Origin of the sequence: Flavobacterium panici (assembly GCF_903819335.1) — a bacterium.
Taxonomy (GTDB): Bacteria; Bacteroidota; Bacteroidia; order Flavobacteriales; family Flavobacteriaceae; genus Flavobacterium; species Flavobacterium panici.
On the sequence record NZ_CAIJDE010000047.1, the window covers coordinates 21,757 to 39,404 of the forward strand.

Sequence of the window (17,648 nt, forward strand, 5' to 3'; positions counted from 1 at the left end):
TGTTAAGGTACTGTTAAAAAAAATATTTTATACAAACAGTCAAATTTGTTAAACAAACGACATAAATCATTCAACATTATGCTGTACGAAAACGTTATCCTATTTAAATAAAATATTAATTGGCTTTTTTTACAAAATTTTATTCAAAAGAATTGCGATTTAGCCAGTAATTGTGTAAAGTTGCACAGTAATTACAAAGCTTTACAAATAATAACAAAACGTTAAAAAAAGTTGAACGAAATTCGAAAACTAAAATTTGACATAAAACTTCAAAATCATATCTGGTTTTGGGGTTCTTATTTCACTCTCAACTTTTTACGATGGGGCGCTTACTTTAACGACTATCCGTATTCGTTTAAATCGAACTTAATTGAGTTTTCGCTGCATATACCATTAGTATATTTCAATCTTTTTGTTTTAGTACCTAAATATGTCCTTAAACAAAAATATATAACTTATACACTAGCACTTCTTGTAAGCCTTTTTGGAATCTATTTATTAAAAACTGCGCTTACCTATTATATTATATCCGAAAATATCTGGCCGGAAGCTAACAGAGAATACCATCCTTTTGAAATCAACCATATTGTAGCTGTTTGTATTGGTGAATTGTACGTTTTAGCAATGGCATCATCAGTATATCTTACTTTAACATGGCTTCGTGAAAGAGAAAGAAACAGATCGCTGAGAGAAAATCAGTTTAAAATCAAGCTGAAATATTTAGAAAATCAAATTCAGCCACATTTCTTTTTTAATACATTAAATAATCTTTATGCCTTATCTTTAGAATCTTCAGATAAAGTTCCGGATGTCATTATTAAGCTTTCTAATTTAATGGAATATGTGCTGTATGATGTTAAAGGAACCAAGTTTGTACCGTTGATAAAAGAGATCGATTATATTCAAAATTATATTGAAATCGAAAAACTTCGTTTTGATAATGTGGAAGTTACCGTAAATTTAGAATCAAACATTGAAGATATTGTAGTTCCTCCATTAATATTTATTTCATTGGTCGAAAATGCTTTCAAACATGGCGGAGTCAATAATAATAACTTTAAAATTAAAATCAATTGTAAAGTTATTGACAATAAAATGTTAGACTTTGAAATCTTAAATAATTTTGTAATTTCACAAAATGTTAAGTCAAAAGGTGGAATTGGTTTAGTTAACACAAAGAAAAGACTAAAATTAATTTACAAGAATAATTTCAGTTTAAAAGACAAAATAAAACTGAATTACTATATAATTCGTTTGCAAATACCTATCCATAATGAAAATTAAATGTGTACTGATTGATGATGAACCCTTAGCAATCAAAGTGCTGCAAAATTATTTTAACAATTTTACAGATTTTGAAGTTATCGGCACATTCAATAATTCTTTAGAAGCTCTGGATTTCATAAACAGCACTTCTGTAGATGCCGTTTTTTTAGACATTAATATGCCCATGATGACTGGTTTTGAGCTTATAAGCTTAATTGAAAACAAAACCAAAGTTATTATCACAACCGCTTTTAGAGAATTTGCTGCAGAAAGTTATGATCTTGATGTTTTAGATTATTTAGTAAAACCTATTCCGCTTCCCAGGTTTATCAAATGCATTAATAAAATTACAACCGAATTCAATTTAAAAAACAATATTAAAATTGATGTTGCCAAAGGCGACTCACATATTTTTATTAAAGTTGATAAAAAGATGATGAAAATTAATATTGAAGAAATTCTTTTTATCGAAGGAATGAAAGAATATATAAAGGTTGTAACACCCGATAAAACCTATATTACACATAAATCTTTGACTTCGTTATCTGAAGAATTACCGGCAGATCGCTTCTTACGCATCCATAAATCCTATGTTATTGCGTTAAATAAGGTCAAATCTATTGAAGGAAACCGTATTCAAATTCAGTCTTATACCATTCCAATAGGAAGAAATTATAGTAAAGACGTAAAAAACAGGATTCTCGAATAAAACTTTAACATTTCTAACTCTATATAAATTAACACATTGTTGAATAAATAAGGTTGTTCGTTTAAATTTAACATTATTTTCGATCAATAATTTTTTTTTGATTCATGTAACAAATATATTTACGGTCTTCAAAAAACAATTTTATTAAAAAATTAACCTTATTACAATTATGAGTTCAGAAAATGTTCAAACCAAATGGGGACAGTTTATCCCACTAGTTATCGTGTTCTTCTTTTGGGGTTTTGTTGCTGCCAGTAACGATATCTTAATTCCTGTATTTAAAACGGCTTTTAATTTATCTCAAGGAGAAAGTCAGTTAGTTTCGTTAGCATTCTATATTGCTTATACAGTAGGATCCTTAATATACATGGGAATTTCAGTTTTAATCAAAGAAGATTTAGTTAACAAAATTGGCTACAAAAACGGTCTATCATTAGGATTACTTATTTCTGCAGTCGGAACATTATTATTTTACCCTGCAGCAAATACAGGTTCATTTCCTTTAATGCTTTCAGGTTTATTCATAGTAGCTTTAGGATTTTCATTACAGCAAACTGTTGCTAATCCGTTAGCAATTGCTTTAGGACCAATATCTACAGGTTCTCAGCGTTTAACATTGGCTGGTGGAATCAACAACTTAGGAACTACAATTGGGCCACTAATCGTAAGTTTTGCGATTTTCGGATCAAGTACAGGATCATCAACTTTAAGTATCGAAAGTGTAAAAATTCCTTATTTAATTTTAGGACTTGCTTTCTTATTAGTTGCTATACTACTTAAATTTTCATCTTTACCAGACAAACCAGCTCTTATCGAAGAAGAAATTGCTGCTGATGGTGCTAATGCAAAAAAATCAGCTTTACAATACCCTCAATTAATAATGGGTATGATTGCGATCTTCCTTTATGTTGGTGTAGAAGTTTCTACAGCTAGTAATTTACCAGCATACATGGAAAGCAAATTAGGATTCTTAACTCAGGAAGTTGCTCCATATATATCTTTATACTGGGCGAGTTTAATGATCGGACGTTGGACAGGTGCAATTGAAGCTTTTACAGATAAGGCAAGCTTACAGCAAATTTTACGTTTCGTAGCTCCTTATTTAGCTTTTGGTGTATTCTTAGCGGTAAATGCAATTGCGAAGCACGACTTAACTCCATTTTATATTTACGGATTAATCATTTTAGTATTAATTGCTGCTGATATTGCAAGTAAAGGAAACCCTGCAAGAATGTTATTAATCTTCTCTTCTTTAGGTATTGTTGCGATAGCTATCGGTATGGCTACAAGTGGAATTGTAAGTGTTTATGCTTTCACAAGTGTTGGTTTATTCTGTAGTACACTATGGCCATGTATCTTTACACTTGCTGTAAGCGGATTAGGAAAAAACACAAGCCAGGGAAGCAGCTTCTTAATCATGATGATTATGGGTGGTGGAGTTATCAGCTGGTTACAAGGTTTTGTATCTGAATTCATTGGTATCCAGGCAAGTTATATTGTTGGTATCGTATGTTTCGCTTACCTTGCATTCTATGCTTGGAGCGTAAGCGGAATCCTTAGAAAACAAGGAATCAATTTCGACAAAAAATTATCTGGAGGTCACTAAAATTTCAAAAATAACAATATAAAAAAATCCAAATTCCAATTTTATAATAGGAATTTGGATTTTTTTATTGACAAAAGAAAACCTTTGTTCCTTTGCACCTACCTACTTCGCATTAATAACATTAATCAAATTCTTCTTAAAAATGGCTCTATTCTGTTCTGATATTTGATAAACAACATCCTTATCTGCATGAACAATAACCTTTTCAATATTCTGTGATGCGAGACCTTGCGGATCTTTAATTTTTAAAGTACAGGCCCCGTCAAAAAAACCATCATCTTCAATAATTTTCTTCGCTTCGATAACAGTTCCGTTACCTAAAACAGCCGAAATTGTCATTTCTTTATTTAAGGTTTTAGAATAAAATCCGTCCATAACAAGAAGCAGTCGATACGAATTTTTCATTTCAGGACCTTTAAATTCATGCCTGGTAATATTATACCGAAGCCCTTTTGCTAAAGGCTGAAATGCTACAGAACAATCTAATTCAAATGTCGCTACATCGCCGGCTTCATTTACACTCTTTAATATTTCAGCAGCTTGTGCATTTATTGAAATACTGGCAAAAAAAGACACAATTATCAATATCACTTTCATAATCAACAATTTAAGTTTCATATAAAAGTAAAAAAAATCGCCTTTTCTCGTTAGAAAAAAGACGATTTAATTTTTATAAGTATCTAAGGATTACTTGTTTCCTTTTTCGAAGTCAGCAACAAACTGAGCTAAACCGATATCAGTTAACGGGTGTTTCAACAATCCGTAAATTGCAGAAAGAGGTCCAGTCATAACATCAGCACCAATTTTAGCACAATTTACAATATGCATTGTGTGACGTACAGATGCAGCTAAAATTTGAGTTTCGTAACCGTAGTTATCGTAAACTTCTCTAATTTCCTGAACTAAGTTTAATCCGTCAGTTGAGATATCATCTAAACGACCTACAAACGGAGAAACATATGTAGCTCCGGCTTTAGCAGCCAAAAGCGCTTGTCCTACAGAGAAAACAAGAGTTACGTTAGTTTTGATTCCTTTATCAGAAAAATATTTTGCAGCCATAACTCCTTCTTTAGTCATAGGCAGTTTTACAACGATTTGGTCATGTAATTCAGCTAACTCTTCACCTTCTTTGATCATTCCATCATAATCAAGAGCGTTTACTTCTGCACTTACATCACCTTCTACAAGATTGCAGATGTCAACATAATGCTTTAAAATGTTATTTTTTCCTGTAATTCCTTCTTTCGCCATTAATGACGGATTTGTCGTTACACCATCCAAAACACCTAAAGCTTGTGCTTCTTTAATTTGATCTAGGTTAGCTGTGTCAATAAAAAATTTCATAATTTATTTAAGTTTAAATTGTGTTGATTTGTTTTTCGTGGTCTGCTTAAAATTTTTAAATCAGGAATCTTAAGCAAATGCAGCTGCAAAATTACAAAATCAATATCAATAACGATTTCAAAATCAAAACCAATTTGAAATTATATGTTATAAATAAAAAAATATTTGTGTTTTAGAGCTTAGAATCTAAATTTAGCACCAATAGCTAAATCAATTCTCCATAAATTTTCAATGTCTTCATCTTCAAGCTTGACAGTTTCTGTACTGCCATCTGCATATTTATACTTTAATTTTTTCAAAACTCCTCCAGCAAAGCTAACTTGCGGTCCTACTAAAAAATGAGGCGTTATTCTAAAATGATATCCCATTCCTCCAATTGCACCCAAATTAGATCCTGTTATTTTGAATGGAACGCCTATTGCTGCAGCTTTATTTTGATATGACATATACCCAATCGCTATTTCTAAATTAGCTTCACCAACTCTCGCATTCTCATCTTCAGTTAGTATAAAAGAAGGCCCAATAAAGGAAATCGTAATATCATCACTAAAAGCACCTGTAACAGTTGTACCATTATCAAGGGGGATTTGCTGATTATTAAGTGTTCCCGACGATTTATAAGCATTATATTTTAAACCAAATCCAGCTTTACCTTCTTTAAGATAATACGCACTGACATCATAACTCAATCCCGATTTTAAATCTTTGTAATATTTTTTTTGAGCTGAATTTAATCCATCTGGTGACGAAGCAACTCTAAAACTCGGTCCAACATTTGCTGATATCAAAAAATTTGAGTTTGAGGATTTAGAATTTCTATAATTAATCGAATTATATCTTACAGTGTTATTTGAAACAATCCTTGAATTATCAATTGATGTTACTGAATCTTTAGCAATTTTAGGCTGGGTATAATCCGTAATATTTTCAATTCTCAACAAGTCTGCAGTAATTCGATGACAAGAACTGCCAAATGAATGTGGATACAAATGCTCTGTGATTAATAATGCATTAGCACCACTTTTACGAGCTTCTATTTTTGCCTTTTCAAGTACAGTAGCTAAATCACAATTGGTTGTAAAACCAGTATCTCCAATTTTAGTAGTTCCTATTTTACTATATTTTGAAGGAAGTTCAGATTTAGTTTTAAAAACAACAACTTTCTCAGTGTCATTCAATTTTTCATGTTTTTCAGAAACAGAAGTTTTGATTTTTGGAGAACAAGAACAAAAAACAATAGTAACAAGCAGTAAAAGGTATTTCATTTTAAGGTTTAATAATTTTATAATTTATAATGATTCATAAGCATTTTTTCGTAAACCTTATCCGGAAGAGCACGTTTCAATACAATTGAAAACTTTTGCATGAAAACACCCACTTTGTAATGCACTTTTGGTTTGTCTTTTTGTATGATTTTAAAAATCGCTTCAGCCATTTCATTTGGATTACTTCCCGCGTCAACATGTTCATTCATTGTTGCAAGTGTATCTCCATATACTTTTTCGTAAGCAGAACCTTTTAAAACTGGAGCATGATAACGTCCAGAAGCAATATTTGTCGCAAAATCACCCGGAGCAACATTGGTAATTTCAATTCCAAATTGCTTTACTTCCATCCTTAAAGCTTCGGTAATTAATTCCAAAGCTCCTTTTGAAGCCGAATAAACACTTCTGTAAGGCAAGCCCATATAAGCAGCAATTGATGTTATATTAATAATCAAACCTGATTTTTGCTCACGCATTTGTGGCAAAACAGCCTTCATTACTTCAATTGGACCAAAGAAATTTGTTTCAAAATTATTTTTAATTTCTTCCATCGGAATTTCTTCCAAAGGTCCTGTAATTCCAACTCCGGCATTATTAATTACAATATCTAATCTTCCGGAAGTTTCAATGATTTTCGCAACAGCTGTTTTAATTGAATCAGCATTTCGAACATCTAAAGCAACTAATGGAAAAACTGAATTTAAAACTTTTTCAGGATTTCTGCTTGTTCCGTAAACAACGAAACCTTTTGCATGTAAAAATTCTCCAATAGATTTACCTATTCCCGATGATCCTCCTGTAATTAAAACGACTTTATTCATTTTGAGTTATGAGTTATAAATTATGAGTTATGAGTTTGATGCAGAAAAATCTTTTTACTTCTAACATTTAACTTCTAACATTACGAAAGGTCCAAAAATAAAAAAATCCTCCCGAAGGAAGACTACTTTTATACAAATTCTAAAAAATAAAAAGTGGCAAGCGACCTACATCGCACCGCTCAACCACGTACCCTTGCTATGTTCCCATCCTGGGGGAGTCTGCAGGAGCTGGTCGTGTAGGACTTGCCGGTGCAAATATACAATCTTTTTATATTTTTGCAAGAGCTTTGCTGCTATAAAAATATCGTTGTATATTGGCTTATTCAAATTTTAAACTATGAAAAATTATAACTTCCTAACTGTCATTTTATTAGGAATTACATTAATTGGATGTAACGGCACAAAAAAAGGTGAAAATTCTTTATTTACTATCGATGATTCTGCTTTTCCAGCGCATTTTCTGCCAAAAGAAGCGGTTTCAATCGGAATTTTAAACCCAAATTCGAAAGAAATCGACAGCATTGTATACTTTGTTAACGACAAAAAAGTAGGAAGTACAAAAGGAGCTGAGAAATTTAAATTTGAGTTAAAAAATCAAAAATTAGGATATCAATACTTAAAAGCTACTGCTTATTTTGGAAGTGATTCATCTGATGCAACTAAACGAATTGAAGTTGTTTCTGACGTTCAGCCGAAAGCATTAAAATTTAAAATAGTAAATACTTATCCACACGATCCAGAAGCTTTTACTGAAGGTTTAGAATTTCATGATGGTGTTTTATTTGAAAGTACAGGTCAAAAAGAAGATTCATACTTTAGATCTGTTGATTACAAAACCGGAAAAGTAATCAAGCAGGTTGACCTGCCAAAAGAATATTTTGGAGAAGGAATCACTTTTATCAATGGCAAATTATTTCAATTAAGCTGGCAGGAAAAAACAGGCTTTATTTATGATGCTAACACATTAAAACTTGAAAAAAAATTCACCTATGATAAAGATATTGAAGGCTGGGGAATGACGCATGATGATAAATATATTTATCACTCTGACGGAACTGAGAAAATCTGGAAAATGGACCCAAATACTCAAAAATTAATTGATTATATTAATGTGTATTCTGGTTCATCAAAAATTAAAGCTATTAACGAATTAGAATTAATTGATGGAAAATTCTATGTAAACGTTTGGCAGAAAGATGCAATTGCGGTTGTAAACCCAACATCTGGCGCAGTTGAAGGAATATTAAACCTTTCTGATTTACGTAAATTTATTAAAGCTCCAAAAGCAGAAGTTTTAAACGGAATCGCATATAATCCTCAAACTAAAACCATTTTTGTGACAGGTAAATACTGGGAGAAAATGTTTGAAATCACAGTTTCAGAATAATAGTGAAACAACATTCAAATTTTTAAATTCCAAATTCCAATAATACGATACAAATTTCACGAGTTTTCACAATTCATTAGTGAAAATTCGTGAAATTTGTGTTTTATAACAATATCCACAATGACAACATTAATAAAAAATATAAAAGAACTGCTTCAAGTCCGTGAAACTTCTGTTTCTAAAGTTTCGGGAGCTGAGATGGCAGAACTTCCTACGATTAAAAATGCTTTCTTAATTATAAAAGACAATCTAATTGCTGATTTTGGTTCGATGGAAAATTTACCCGAAATCAAAATAGATAAAGTTATTAATGCTGAAGGTCGCATTGTTCTTCCTACTTGGTGCGACAGCCATACACATATTGTATATGCAGGAAACCGCGAACAGGAATTTGTGGACCGCATTAACGGATTTACTTATGAAGAAATCGCCAATCGAGGCGGCGGTATTTTAAATTCGGCTAAAAAACTAAACGAAACTTCTGAAGAAGAAATTTACGAACAGTCCAAACTTCGTCTTGAAGAAGTGATGCATTTAGGAACTGGAGCTGTCGAAATAAAATCCGGCTACGGATTAACTATTGAAGGTGAATTAAAAATGCTTCGTGTAATTAAAAAACTGGCAGAAAATCATCCTATTTCCATAAAAGCAACTTTTCTTGGCGCACATGCTTTTCCAACACATTATAAAGAAAACAAAGCAGGTTATATTGATGAAATTATAACTAAAATGCTTCCTGAAATTGCTCAGAACAAACTGGCAGATTACGTGGATGTTTTCTGCGAAAGCGGTTATTTCTCTGTTGAAGAAACCGAAAAAATTATGCAGGCCGGAATTGAATTCGGCTTAAAGCCAAAAATTCACGTTAACCAATTTAATTCTATTGGCGGAATTCAGGCTGGTGTTAAATTTAACGCACTTTCTGTCGATCATCTGGAAATAATGAATCCGGAAGATATTGAAGCTTTAAAAGGCACAGAAACGATGCCGGTTGCTTTACCGTCTTGTTCTTATTTTTTAAGCATTCCGTATACACCGGCACGCGAAATGATAAAAGCAGGTTTACCTTTGGCATTAGCAACAGATTTTAACCCTGGTTCTACTCCATCCGGAAACATGAATTTTGTTGTAGCAACAGCATGCATCAAAATGAAAATGACTCCGGAAGAAGCCATAAATGCCGCAACAATAAATGGTGCCTACGCAATGGGACTTTCTGACACACACGGAAGTATTACAAAAGGCAAAAAAGCCAATTTAATTGTAACAAAACCAATTTCATCTTATTATCAAATTCCTTATGCTTTTGGAAGCAATTTAATCGAAGATGTCATTATTGAAGGTGAAATTATATAAAAAATATTTTTCAATATAGCCCGTGGTTTCAACCACGGGAAACGTATCGCAAAACAGGCTTTCAGCCAAACACAAGAAAACATAAGACATAAAAAAAGGTCTGTGAAGAAAATCACAGACCTTTAATATCTTAAGTGGTATTTTTACTTAAACGACGATGAGAATTTATCTCAAGCTGAAACTAGTTTTAGAAACTAATTCATCATTATCAAAAACATTGATAAAGTAAGTTCCTTTAGCAAAATCTTTTCCTGGTAAATCTTCCGTAACGTTTACAGTTTTGTTTTCATACTTTACAGTAGTTTTAAAGCTGTATGTTAAAGAGTTGTCACCAAAGCTCTCTGTTTTTTTCTCGCCTAAAACGTTGTTTTTTGCATCAATAACCTGAACATAATATGTTTTATCTCCAGATTTTGCAATTTGGTTTTCAGCAATTGTAAAACTTATTTTTAAAACATCAGCACGGCTTGCTTTGTCTGTTTCAATTTGTTTTCCAGAGCTTCTTAATTTATAAGCTGCAGTTTTAGTGTTCGTAATAGATAATTTAGAACCTCTTTCAACTGTTTTTGCAAGCTCTTCATTTTGACCTACAAGTACTTCGTTATATTTTTTAGACTCCCCTAATACTGTAATTGTACTATCTCTTTGAACTGTTAAAACACCATTTTGTTTTTTCAATTCGTCATTTTCAGCAACAAGAGTTTTCATTTTGCCCTGCATTGCCTGAACTTGAGATCTGTATTTAGAAACGTCACCTTTAGATTTATTTAAATCTGCCATTAAAGCGACAACTTTATCTCTTTCCTGAATTAATTCATCAGACATTGACGTATTTTCAGCAATTGCAGCATCGTAAGTTGCTTTTAATTCCTGTAAATCTTTCATAACAGATTCTTTTTCTGTCATTGACGTTGTCAATTCTGTTTTAACTACTTCAGTATCAGAAGAAAGTTTAAAAATATACACTAAGCTACCAATTAGTAGGACTGCTAAAACCGCTATAACCGCTTTTAGACTTGAATTGTTGTTGTTCGTTGGGTTTTCCATATTGAATAATTTTCTTTAATAACAAATTTAAGAATTAATATATCTTAATAACGTAAGTTGTAACAATTATATTATTTTTGGAAAATAAATTTTTTTCATGGAGAAATTAGTTCCTTTTACTGTCAATGATTTGGCAAAAGTCACAAATCATCGTAGTGGTGAAATAAAATTCGGAGAAAAAATGATTGTGCTTCCTAAAGGAGCAGATAAAATCAAGTTTTTGCAAGAATCGGAGGCGAAGTATGTGTTGTTAGGAATTCCTGAAGATATTGGTGTAAGAGCGAATTACGGAAGACCCGGTGCGGCATCTGCCTGGGAAAGTGCTATTAAAAGTATTGCAAATATTCAGCATAACAGATTTTCTAAAGGAAGTCAGATTATTATTTTAGGACATTTAGATGTTTCTGAAGAAATGCGTGATGTCGAAAAATTAGATTTTAATGATATCGACGATCGTTCTAAACTAAGTCAGTTAGTAGAAAAAATCGATAAAGAAGTTTCTCATATCATATTTACTATAATTAAAGCGGGAAAAACGCCAATTATTATTGGGGGCGGTCATAATAACGCTTATGGAAATATTAAAGGTTCGGCTTTAGCCAAAGGAAAACCTATTAATGCCATTAATTTTGATGCCCATTCTGATTTTAGAATTTTAGAAGGCCGTCACAGCGGAAATGGATTTTCTTATGCGTATGAAGAAGGTTTTCTTAAAAAGTATTTCATTTTTGGACTTCACGAAAATTATACTTCAAAAAGCGTTTTAGATATTATTAAAAAACTCGAAGATCGTGTTCGTTATAATACGTACGACAGCGTAAATATTCGCAAAGAAAAAGATTTTGAAAGAGAAATGGCTTTGGCTCTTGAATTTATCAAGACAGATTCATTTGGAATTGAAATTGATTTAGATGCAATTCCTAATATCGCCAGCAGCGCTATGACTATAAGCGGTTTTTCGGTAGAAGAATTAAGACAGTTTATTTCGTTTTTTGCACAGCATAGAAATGCGACTTATTTGCATATTTGTGAAGGTGCGCCAGATCTTGCCGATTCTCCTAATAATAATTTAATTGGAAAATTAATTGGCTATTTAGTAACTGATTTTATAAAAGCGAATAACGAAAAAGATAAAATTAACTGAAGAGCAAGTGGTCTGCAGCCACATATTTCCCAAATAATAGCAGATTCAAATCAACGGTTAACCGAATAAACCTATCTTTGCACAGAATTTAGTACTTAAAACTAAAGTTCTTAATTAGTAAGATATGTTATTCGAAGATTTATCACTTTCAAAAAGTATACAAAAAGCCGTATTTGAAGAAGGCTACCTAAACCCCACTCCAATTCAGGAAAAATCGATTCCGATTGTTTTAGCCGGAAGGGATTTAATTGGCTGTGCTCAAACTGGTACGGGAAAAACTGCCGCATTTGCTATTCCAATTATACATCAACTGCATAGAATTGTAGGCTCATCAAAAAAAGCCAAAGTAATTCGTGCCCTTATCGTAACTCCTACTCGCGAATTAGCCGTACAGATTGGACAGAGTTTTGACACTTATGCAAAATATACCAATTTAACGCAGCTGACTATTTTTGGCGGAGTTTCTCAAAATCCGCAAGTTGATACCTTAAAAAATGGTATTGATATTTTAGTTGCGACTCCGGGTCGTTTATTAGATTTACAAAAGCAGGGTTTTCTTGATTTAAATCATTTACACACTTTAGTTTTAGATGAGGCCGATCAAATGCTGGATATGGGTTTTATAAACGATGTAAAAAAGATTGTAAAACTGACACCTAAAAACAGACAAACTTTACTTTTTTCTGCAACTATGCCTCTTGCGATTCGTGAATTGGCCGAAATGTTTTTGCAGGATCCTGAAAAAGTGGAAGTTTCTCCGGTTTCATCAACGGCTGAAAATGTGGAACAGCGTATTTATTTTGTTGACAAAACAGAAAAAAGAAACTTATTATACCATTTGATTAAAAATGAAAATTTATCAAATGTGCTTGTTTTTTCAAGAACAAAACATGGTGCTGATAATGTTGTAAAAGCACTTCGTAAAAAAGATATTCCGGCAGAAGCAATTCACGGGGATAAATCGCAAAATGCAAGACAACGTGTTTTAGATGCTTTTAAAAACAAAGAAGTTGGTGTTCTGGTTGCTACAGATATTGCAGCAAGAGGAATTGACATTGACCAGTTACCTTATGTTATTAACTTTGATTTACCGAATATTCCGGAAACGTATGTGCATAGAATTGGCCGTACCGGACGTGCAGGAAATGGCGGAATTGCGATTTCATTTTGCGGTAAAGACGAAGAGCCTTACTGGAAGGATATTAAGAAATTAATAAAAGTAGATGTAAAAATCATTACAGATCATCCTTATCCATGGCATGCAGGAAGTCCTGAAGCCGGCGAAAAACCTAAAAATTCAAACCGAAGCGGCGGTGCTCATAAATCGAGAAAATCGAGTGCTTCAAAACAAAATAAAAAACGCTGGTATTAACCAGCGTTTTTTGATTCATTTATTAGGTAATTTAAAATCTTAAAGAGTTTAACAGGCTCAAAAGGTTTCACGATAATATCATTCATTCCTGATGAAACTGCTTCATCTGTAATTTCATCTTTATCAAAAGCAGTAAGCGCTACAACCGGAGTTTTTATACCAAGCTGCCGAATTCTTTTTGTGGTTTCAAATCCATTCATTAACGGCATATTGATATCCATCAAAATAAGATCAAATTCTTCTTTTTCTAATATGGAAAGAGCAGCAAAACCATCATCAACAACTTTGCAGATAAAATTATTTTTTTCGATAATTTTCTTGGTTACCAATTGATTAATCAGGTTATCTTCGACAATAAGAATTTTGTAGATATCGCTTGAAGTTAAATCGACTTCTATATTTTCAATAATTTTCTTTGTTTTAAGAGGATCGTGTTCAAAAGGAATAGAAAATGAAAATGAAGTTCCTGCACCAAGATCACTTTCTAAAGTAATTGAGCTTCCAAAAAGCCCTAACAAACGTTTTACAATACTTAAACCTAATCCTGTTCCCTGGTAATCTTCTTCTTTTCTTCCTACCTGAACAAATTTTTCGAATATTTTATTTTGATCTACAGCGGCAATTCCAACACCATTATCTTTTATCAGAAAACCTAAATAATAAAATTTTCCTTCTATTCTTTCCAGTTTAACTCTAATTTCAACTTCTCCATCTTTAGTAAATTTTAAAGCGTTACTCACGAGGTTCATTAAAATTTGCGCCAACCGCAGTTTATCTCCAATTAAGTATTCGGGAATTGCGTGATCAATTTCAACATTAATTTTATTGTTGTTTTTTTGAGATAAAAAAGAAAGTGAATTTTTAATCACGGTTATCTCATCTGAAATATTAAAAGTCAAACTTTCCAGAACGACTTTATTCTCTTCAATTTTATTGATTTGCAGAATGTCATTTACAAGAGACAATAAATATCTGGCAGAAAATTTTAAAGCGCTTAAGTGTTCGCTTTGGGATAATTCTTTGTGTTCTTCTAAAAGCATATTGGTTATCCCGACAACACCATACAACGGAGTACGCAATTCGTGGCTTATAGTAGAAATAAATTGAGTTTTGAGCACAGAAGCTTCTTCTGCCATTTCTTTTGCCTTTAGAAGCTCTAAATTGTGTTTCTTCTTAAGTCCGATATTCTTAATTAAGGTTACAATTAAAAAAAGTAGAATAAATGAAATAAGGATGAACAGGATTACAATAATTCGTGATTTTTTGAGACTTTGTAATTGTGATGTTTTTTCATTTTCAATTTTCTCAATCTGTCTTTTGTATTCATCCAGTTCTAAGTTTAAACCGGCTATAGAAGCTTTTTTAAGCTTTTCCTGGCTATAGAGTTCGCCTGTAATTTTATTATATATAACGAGATTATTATATGCTTCTTTGTGTTTTCCTATTTTGCTCAGAAATTTTGAATATTCTAAATGTGCATAAGCTAAATCTGGTTTCTCATCTTTAGACTTGCTATAGGAAATTGCTTTTACAAAATAGGTATTGGCTTTATCATTTTGATTTTCGCTGGCCCAATACATTCCGTTTAAAAAATTTAAAGCAATGTCATTTGCCTTTCCTTTTAAATCATTTTGATGTTCATTAATATATTGCAAATATGGCAGTCCTTCTTTATAGTTTCCAATCTTAAAATAGGACCAGACAATATTAAGATTCGTTATGGCAACTTCTTTCAAATATTTTTGCTGCCTTCCAAATTTCAATGACTCTTTATAATAAGTAATTCCGTCGCTGTACATTTTTTTTTCAAAAAAATACAAGTTGCCCAAATTACTGGTTATCATCATTCTTAGACTAACAATATTAGATCGTTCTGCATAGAATAATGCCTTCTTATAAAAAAATACAGCTTTATTAATTTCGCCCAAATCGTGAAAATTAATTCCGATTATGTTGTAATTCCTCGAAATCAGCGTATCATTTTTTATATCAAATGCATACTGAAGGGCAATTCCGGATTTCTTTAAGGATTTTTCGTAATTAGTTTCATCTAAATAATCACAAGCTTCCTGAGTTAGTTCTTTAACTTTTGTAAGAGATACAGCATGGTTTTGAGCTGGTGACTCAAGACAAAGTATGTTTAAAAAAGTAAAAATTAAAAAACAAAATCTATAATGAAGCATAATTTGGGATATGTTTATTCAAATATACATTATTATCATAATACACAATAAAAGTATTATCTTAATAACCTAAAGATTCAATAATCATTCTACTATTTTACACTTATAAAATATAAAAAAAGGCATTTAAACATTTAGGAAGCTTAAAGTTTATACCTTTTAAACTGTTATCCTCGATAAAACTCTTTCAAAGCTTTAAAACACTACAAAACAAGATCTATTATCATTTCAAAGTTCTTTTTATTGAAAAACATTTAATAAAAACATCATAATAATGAAAAATAATACTATTTTTAACTAAATTAAAAAACATAAGCCCCAAGTGTTTTTAGAAGATTGGAGCAACTAAAAATTAAAAAACTATGTTAGAAAACTTTTTAAAATTTGCAAAAACTGAAAAATTGACTAAAACACAACAAAAAACTATCAAAGGTGGTGAAACACTAGCTCCAGAGTCGGAGGAATCTAGAAAAGGTAAAGTTGCAGCAAAATAATTTATTAGTTGATTTATTCAAATAATAAAAATTAAAAACACATGCCCCAAGTGTTTTAGAAGATTGGAGCAACTAAAACTAAAAAACTATGTTAGATAACTTTTTAAAATTTGCAGAAACTGAAAAATTGACTAAAGCACAACAAAAAACTATTTCAGGCGGTGACACACCAGCTCCTGATGAAGCTGACAGAAAAGGAAAAGTAGCTGCTTAAATAAGTTTATATGCTGATTTTTTTCAGCCATAAACTACTATAAAATTTAAAAACCGTAACAAACAAAATCTGTTACGGTTTTTTTTATGTTTTAAAGAATATAATTAATTCTCTTCTGTAATATCTAAATTCTGTTCCTTACCATCTTCCCATTTTCCAACAACAGAAGTTGCCAATGCATTTCCAAGTACATTTGTTGCACTTCTAAACATATCACAGAAATGGTCAATTGGTAAAATCAGGGCAATTCCTTCAACCGGAATTTTAAACATTCCGCAAGTAGCCGCAACAATTACCAAACTTGCTCTTGGTACGCCCGCAATACCTTTACTGGTTAACATTAAAACCAAAAGCATAGCCATTTGTGTCCCTAAATCTAAATGAACGCCATAAAACTGAGCAATAAAAATACTGGCAAAAGTCATGTACATCATACTTCCGTCAAGGTTAAATGAATAACCAAGCGGTAACATGAAAGCTACAATTTTATTTTTAACCCCAAAATCTTCTAATTCTTCAGTTAATTTAGGAAAAACAGCCTCACTGCTAGTAGTTCCAAAAGCAATCGCTAATGGCCCTGTAATACGTTTTAATAATTCGGTCATTCTTCCTTTTAAGAAAATATAACCTACTACAACCAAAACCACCCATAAAGTTCCAATACCTATTAAAAATGATCCGAAGAATTTAAAATAAGTAATAATTAATTCTTCTGCATCTCTAATTGCAAAAACTCCTGCAATGGCACCAAAAACCCCAATTGGAGCAAAGTTCATTACATAGTTTACCATTTTTAAAACAATATGCGAAGCTTTATCAAATGCATTTATAATTGGCTTTACTGTACTTCCTAAAGAAGCAGCTGCTAATCCAAAAAAGATAGAAAATATTACAATCTGCAAAATTTCATTAGTTGCCATTGCTTCAAAAATACTTTTAGGAACAATATGCTCAACAAAATTTTCAACAGATAATATTTTTGTTTTAGCTGTAACTTCACTGGCTGCAGCCATATCAACGTGGTCTAGTTTTAAACCTACACCCGGTTCTAAAATATTTACAAAAAACAATCCTATTAATAAGGATATAAAAGAAGCAGTAAAAAACCAGCCAAGTGCTTTTCCTCCAATTCTTCCAACAGTTTTGATATCACCTAACTTTGCAATTCCTACTACTAAAGTGGTAAAAACTAAAGGAGCAATAATCATTTGTACTAATCTAATAAAGATCGTAGCCAGCATTTTTATTTTATTGCTAAACGATACTGCTGCTTCCTGAGAAATTGAATTATGGATAATAATTCCCAAAGCTGCTCCAAGCACCATTGCAATTATAATTTGCCCCGTTAATCCCGAAAAAAATGATTTCTTTTTAGTTTCTGTAATTTGCATTAATTTACTTTTAAATTATTAAAAATATAAGACCCTCACTGTCTTACTT

Annotated in this window: 16 protein-coding genes and 1 other RNA gene; 9 read left to right on the forward strand and 8 right to left on the reverse strand. The window is 31.7% G+C overall.

Annotated features, from left to right (window positions below):
* Positions 1-231 precede the first annotated feature (231 nt).
* The 3 genes from FLAPXU55_RS14615 (at position 232) to FLAPXU55_RS14625 (ending at position 3,581) form a co-directional block, all read left to right on the forward strand.
* Positions 232-1,284 (forward strand): sensor histidine kinase, encoded by a 1,053-nt coding sequence (locus FLAPXU55_RS14615; RefSeq protein ID WP_180858637.1) that lies wholly within the window; start codon positions 232-234, stop codon positions 1,282-1,284.
* Complete coding sequence (locus FLAPXU55_RS14620) at positions 1,274-1,975, forward strand: LytR/AlgR family response regulator transcription factor (RefSeq protein WP_053470164.1); 702 nt, start codon at positions 1,274-1,276, stop codon at positions 1,973-1,975. Before FLAPXU55_RS14615 ends, FLAPXU55_RS14620 begins: the two co-directional genes overlap by 11 nt.
* Positions 1,976-2,144: 169 nt before the next feature.
* On the forward strand, positions 2,145-3,581 hold the full coding sequence (locus FLAPXU55_RS14625; RefSeq protein ID WP_180858639.1) for an MFS transporter: 1,437 nt from the start codon (positions 2,145-2,147) through the stop codon (positions 3,579-3,581).
* A 102-nt stretch (positions 3,582-3,683) separates the two neighbouring features.
* Here the strand turns inward: FLAPXU55_RS14625 and FLAPXU55_RS14630 are convergent, their stop codons facing one another.
* The 5 genes from FLAPXU55_RS14630 to ffs all read right to left on the reverse strand — a co-directional run bounded on the left by FLAPXU55_RS14630 (position 3,684) and on the right by ffs (position 7,260).
* Positions 3,684-4,178 carry a hypothetical protein gene (locus FLAPXU55_RS14630; protein WP_180858641.1) on the reverse strand — a complete coding sequence of 165 codons (495 nt, stop codon included), beginning with the start codon at positions 4,176-4,178 and terminating at the stop codon, positions 3,684-3,686.
* Between the two features lie 90 nt (positions 4,179-4,268).
* A complete protein-coding gene (fsa, locus tag FLAPXU55_RS14635; protein ID WP_180858643.1) occupies positions 4,269-4,925 on the reverse strand; it encodes a fructose-6-phosphate aldolase in 657 nt (218 codons plus the stop codon).
* Between the two features lie 179 nt (positions 4,926-5,104).
* Positions 5,105-6,190 carry a hypothetical protein gene (locus FLAPXU55_RS14640; RefSeq protein ID WP_180858645.1) on the reverse strand — a complete coding sequence of 362 codons (1,086 nt, stop codon included), beginning with the start codon at positions 6,188-6,190 and terminating at the stop codon, positions 5,105-5,107.
* 17 nt (positions 6,191-6,207) lie between these two features.
* Positions 6,208-7,011 carry an SDR family oxidoreductase gene (locus FLAPXU55_RS14645; protein WP_180858647.1) on the reverse strand — a complete coding sequence of 268 codons (804 nt, stop codon included), beginning with the start codon at positions 7,009-7,011 and terminating at the stop codon, positions 6,208-6,210.
* Between the two features lie 151 nt (positions 7,012-7,162).
* Positions 7,163-7,260: signal recognition particle sRNA small type (ffs, locus tag FLAPXU55_RS14650), an RNA gene on the reverse strand.
* A gap of 88 nt (positions 7,261-7,348) precedes the next feature.
* Here ffs and FLAPXU55_RS14655 point away from each other — a divergent pair.
* Together FLAPXU55_RS14655 and hutI are read left to right on the forward strand one after the other, a co-directional pair.
* Positions 7,349-8,398, forward strand: a complete 1,050-nt coding sequence (locus FLAPXU55_RS14655; protein ID WP_180858649.1) for a glutaminyl-peptide cyclotransferase — start codon at positions 7,349-7,351, stop codon at positions 8,396-8,398.
* A 120-nt stretch (positions 8,399-8,518) separates the two neighbouring features.
* Positions 8,519-9,754, forward strand: coding sequence for an imidazolonepropionase (gene hutI / locus FLAPXU55_RS14660; RefSeq protein ID WP_180858651.1), 1,236 nt, complete (start codon positions 8,519-8,521; stop codon positions 9,752-9,754).
* Positions 9,755-9,919: 165 nt separating this feature from the next.
* On the opposite strand, the gene FLAPXU55_RS14665 is transcribed toward hutI, so the two are convergent.
* Positions 9,920-10,801, reverse strand: a complete 882-nt coding sequence (locus tag FLAPXU55_RS14665; protein ID WP_053470170.1) for a hypothetical protein — start codon at positions 10,799-10,801, stop codon at positions 9,920-9,922.
* Between the two features lie 97 nt (positions 10,802-10,898).
* On the opposite strand from FLAPXU55_RS14665, the gene FLAPXU55_RS14670 reads away from it, so the two are divergent.
* The gene (locus FLAPXU55_RS14670) at positions 10,899-11,945 is read left to right on the forward strand and encodes a formimidoylglutamase (protein ID WP_180858653.1); all 1,047 of its coding nucleotides are present in this window, start codon (positions 10,899-10,901) and stop codon (positions 11,943-11,945) included.
* Between the two features lie 124 nt (positions 11,946-12,069).
* Positions 12,070-13,317 carry a DEAD/DEAH box helicase gene (locus tag FLAPXU55_RS14675; RefSeq protein WP_180858655.1) on the forward strand — a complete coding sequence of 416 codons (1,248 nt, stop codon included), beginning with the start codon at positions 12,070-12,072 and terminating at the stop codon, positions 13,315-13,317.
* Here FLAPXU55_RS14675 and FLAPXU55_RS14680 read toward each other — a convergent pair.
* Positions 13,314-15,500, reverse strand: coding sequence for a response regulator (locus FLAPXU55_RS14680; protein ID WP_180858657.1), 2,187 nt, complete (start codon positions 15,498-15,500; stop codon positions 13,314-13,316). The two genes, FLAPXU55_RS14675 and FLAPXU55_RS14680, sit on opposite strands and share 4 nt — an antisense overlap.
* Before the next feature lie 362 nt (positions 15,501-15,862).
* On the opposite strand from FLAPXU55_RS14680, the gene FLAPXU55_RS24190 reads away from it, so the two are divergent.
* Positions 15,863-15,994 carry a hypothetical protein gene (locus tag FLAPXU55_RS24190; protein ID WP_262890997.1) on the forward strand — a complete coding sequence of 44 codons (132 nt, stop codon included), beginning with the start codon at positions 15,863-15,865 and terminating at the stop codon, positions 15,992-15,994.
* Positions 15,995-16,082: 88 nt separating this feature from the next.
* Positions 16,083-16,208, forward strand: a complete 126-nt coding sequence (locus tag FLAPXU55_RS24195; RefSeq protein ID WP_262890998.1) for a hypothetical protein — start codon at positions 16,083-16,085, stop codon at positions 16,206-16,208.
* A 104-nt stretch (positions 16,209-16,312) separates the two neighbouring features.
* Here FLAPXU55_RS24195 and FLAPXU55_RS14685 read toward each other — a convergent pair whose 3' ends face one another.
* Positions 16,313-17,599: a dicarboxylate/amino acid:cation symporter gene (locus FLAPXU55_RS14685; protein WP_180858659.1), complete on the reverse strand. Its 1,287-nt coding sequence runs from the start codon at positions 17,597-17,599 to the stop codon at positions 16,313-16,315.
* Positions 17,600-17,648 lie beyond the last annotated feature (49 nt).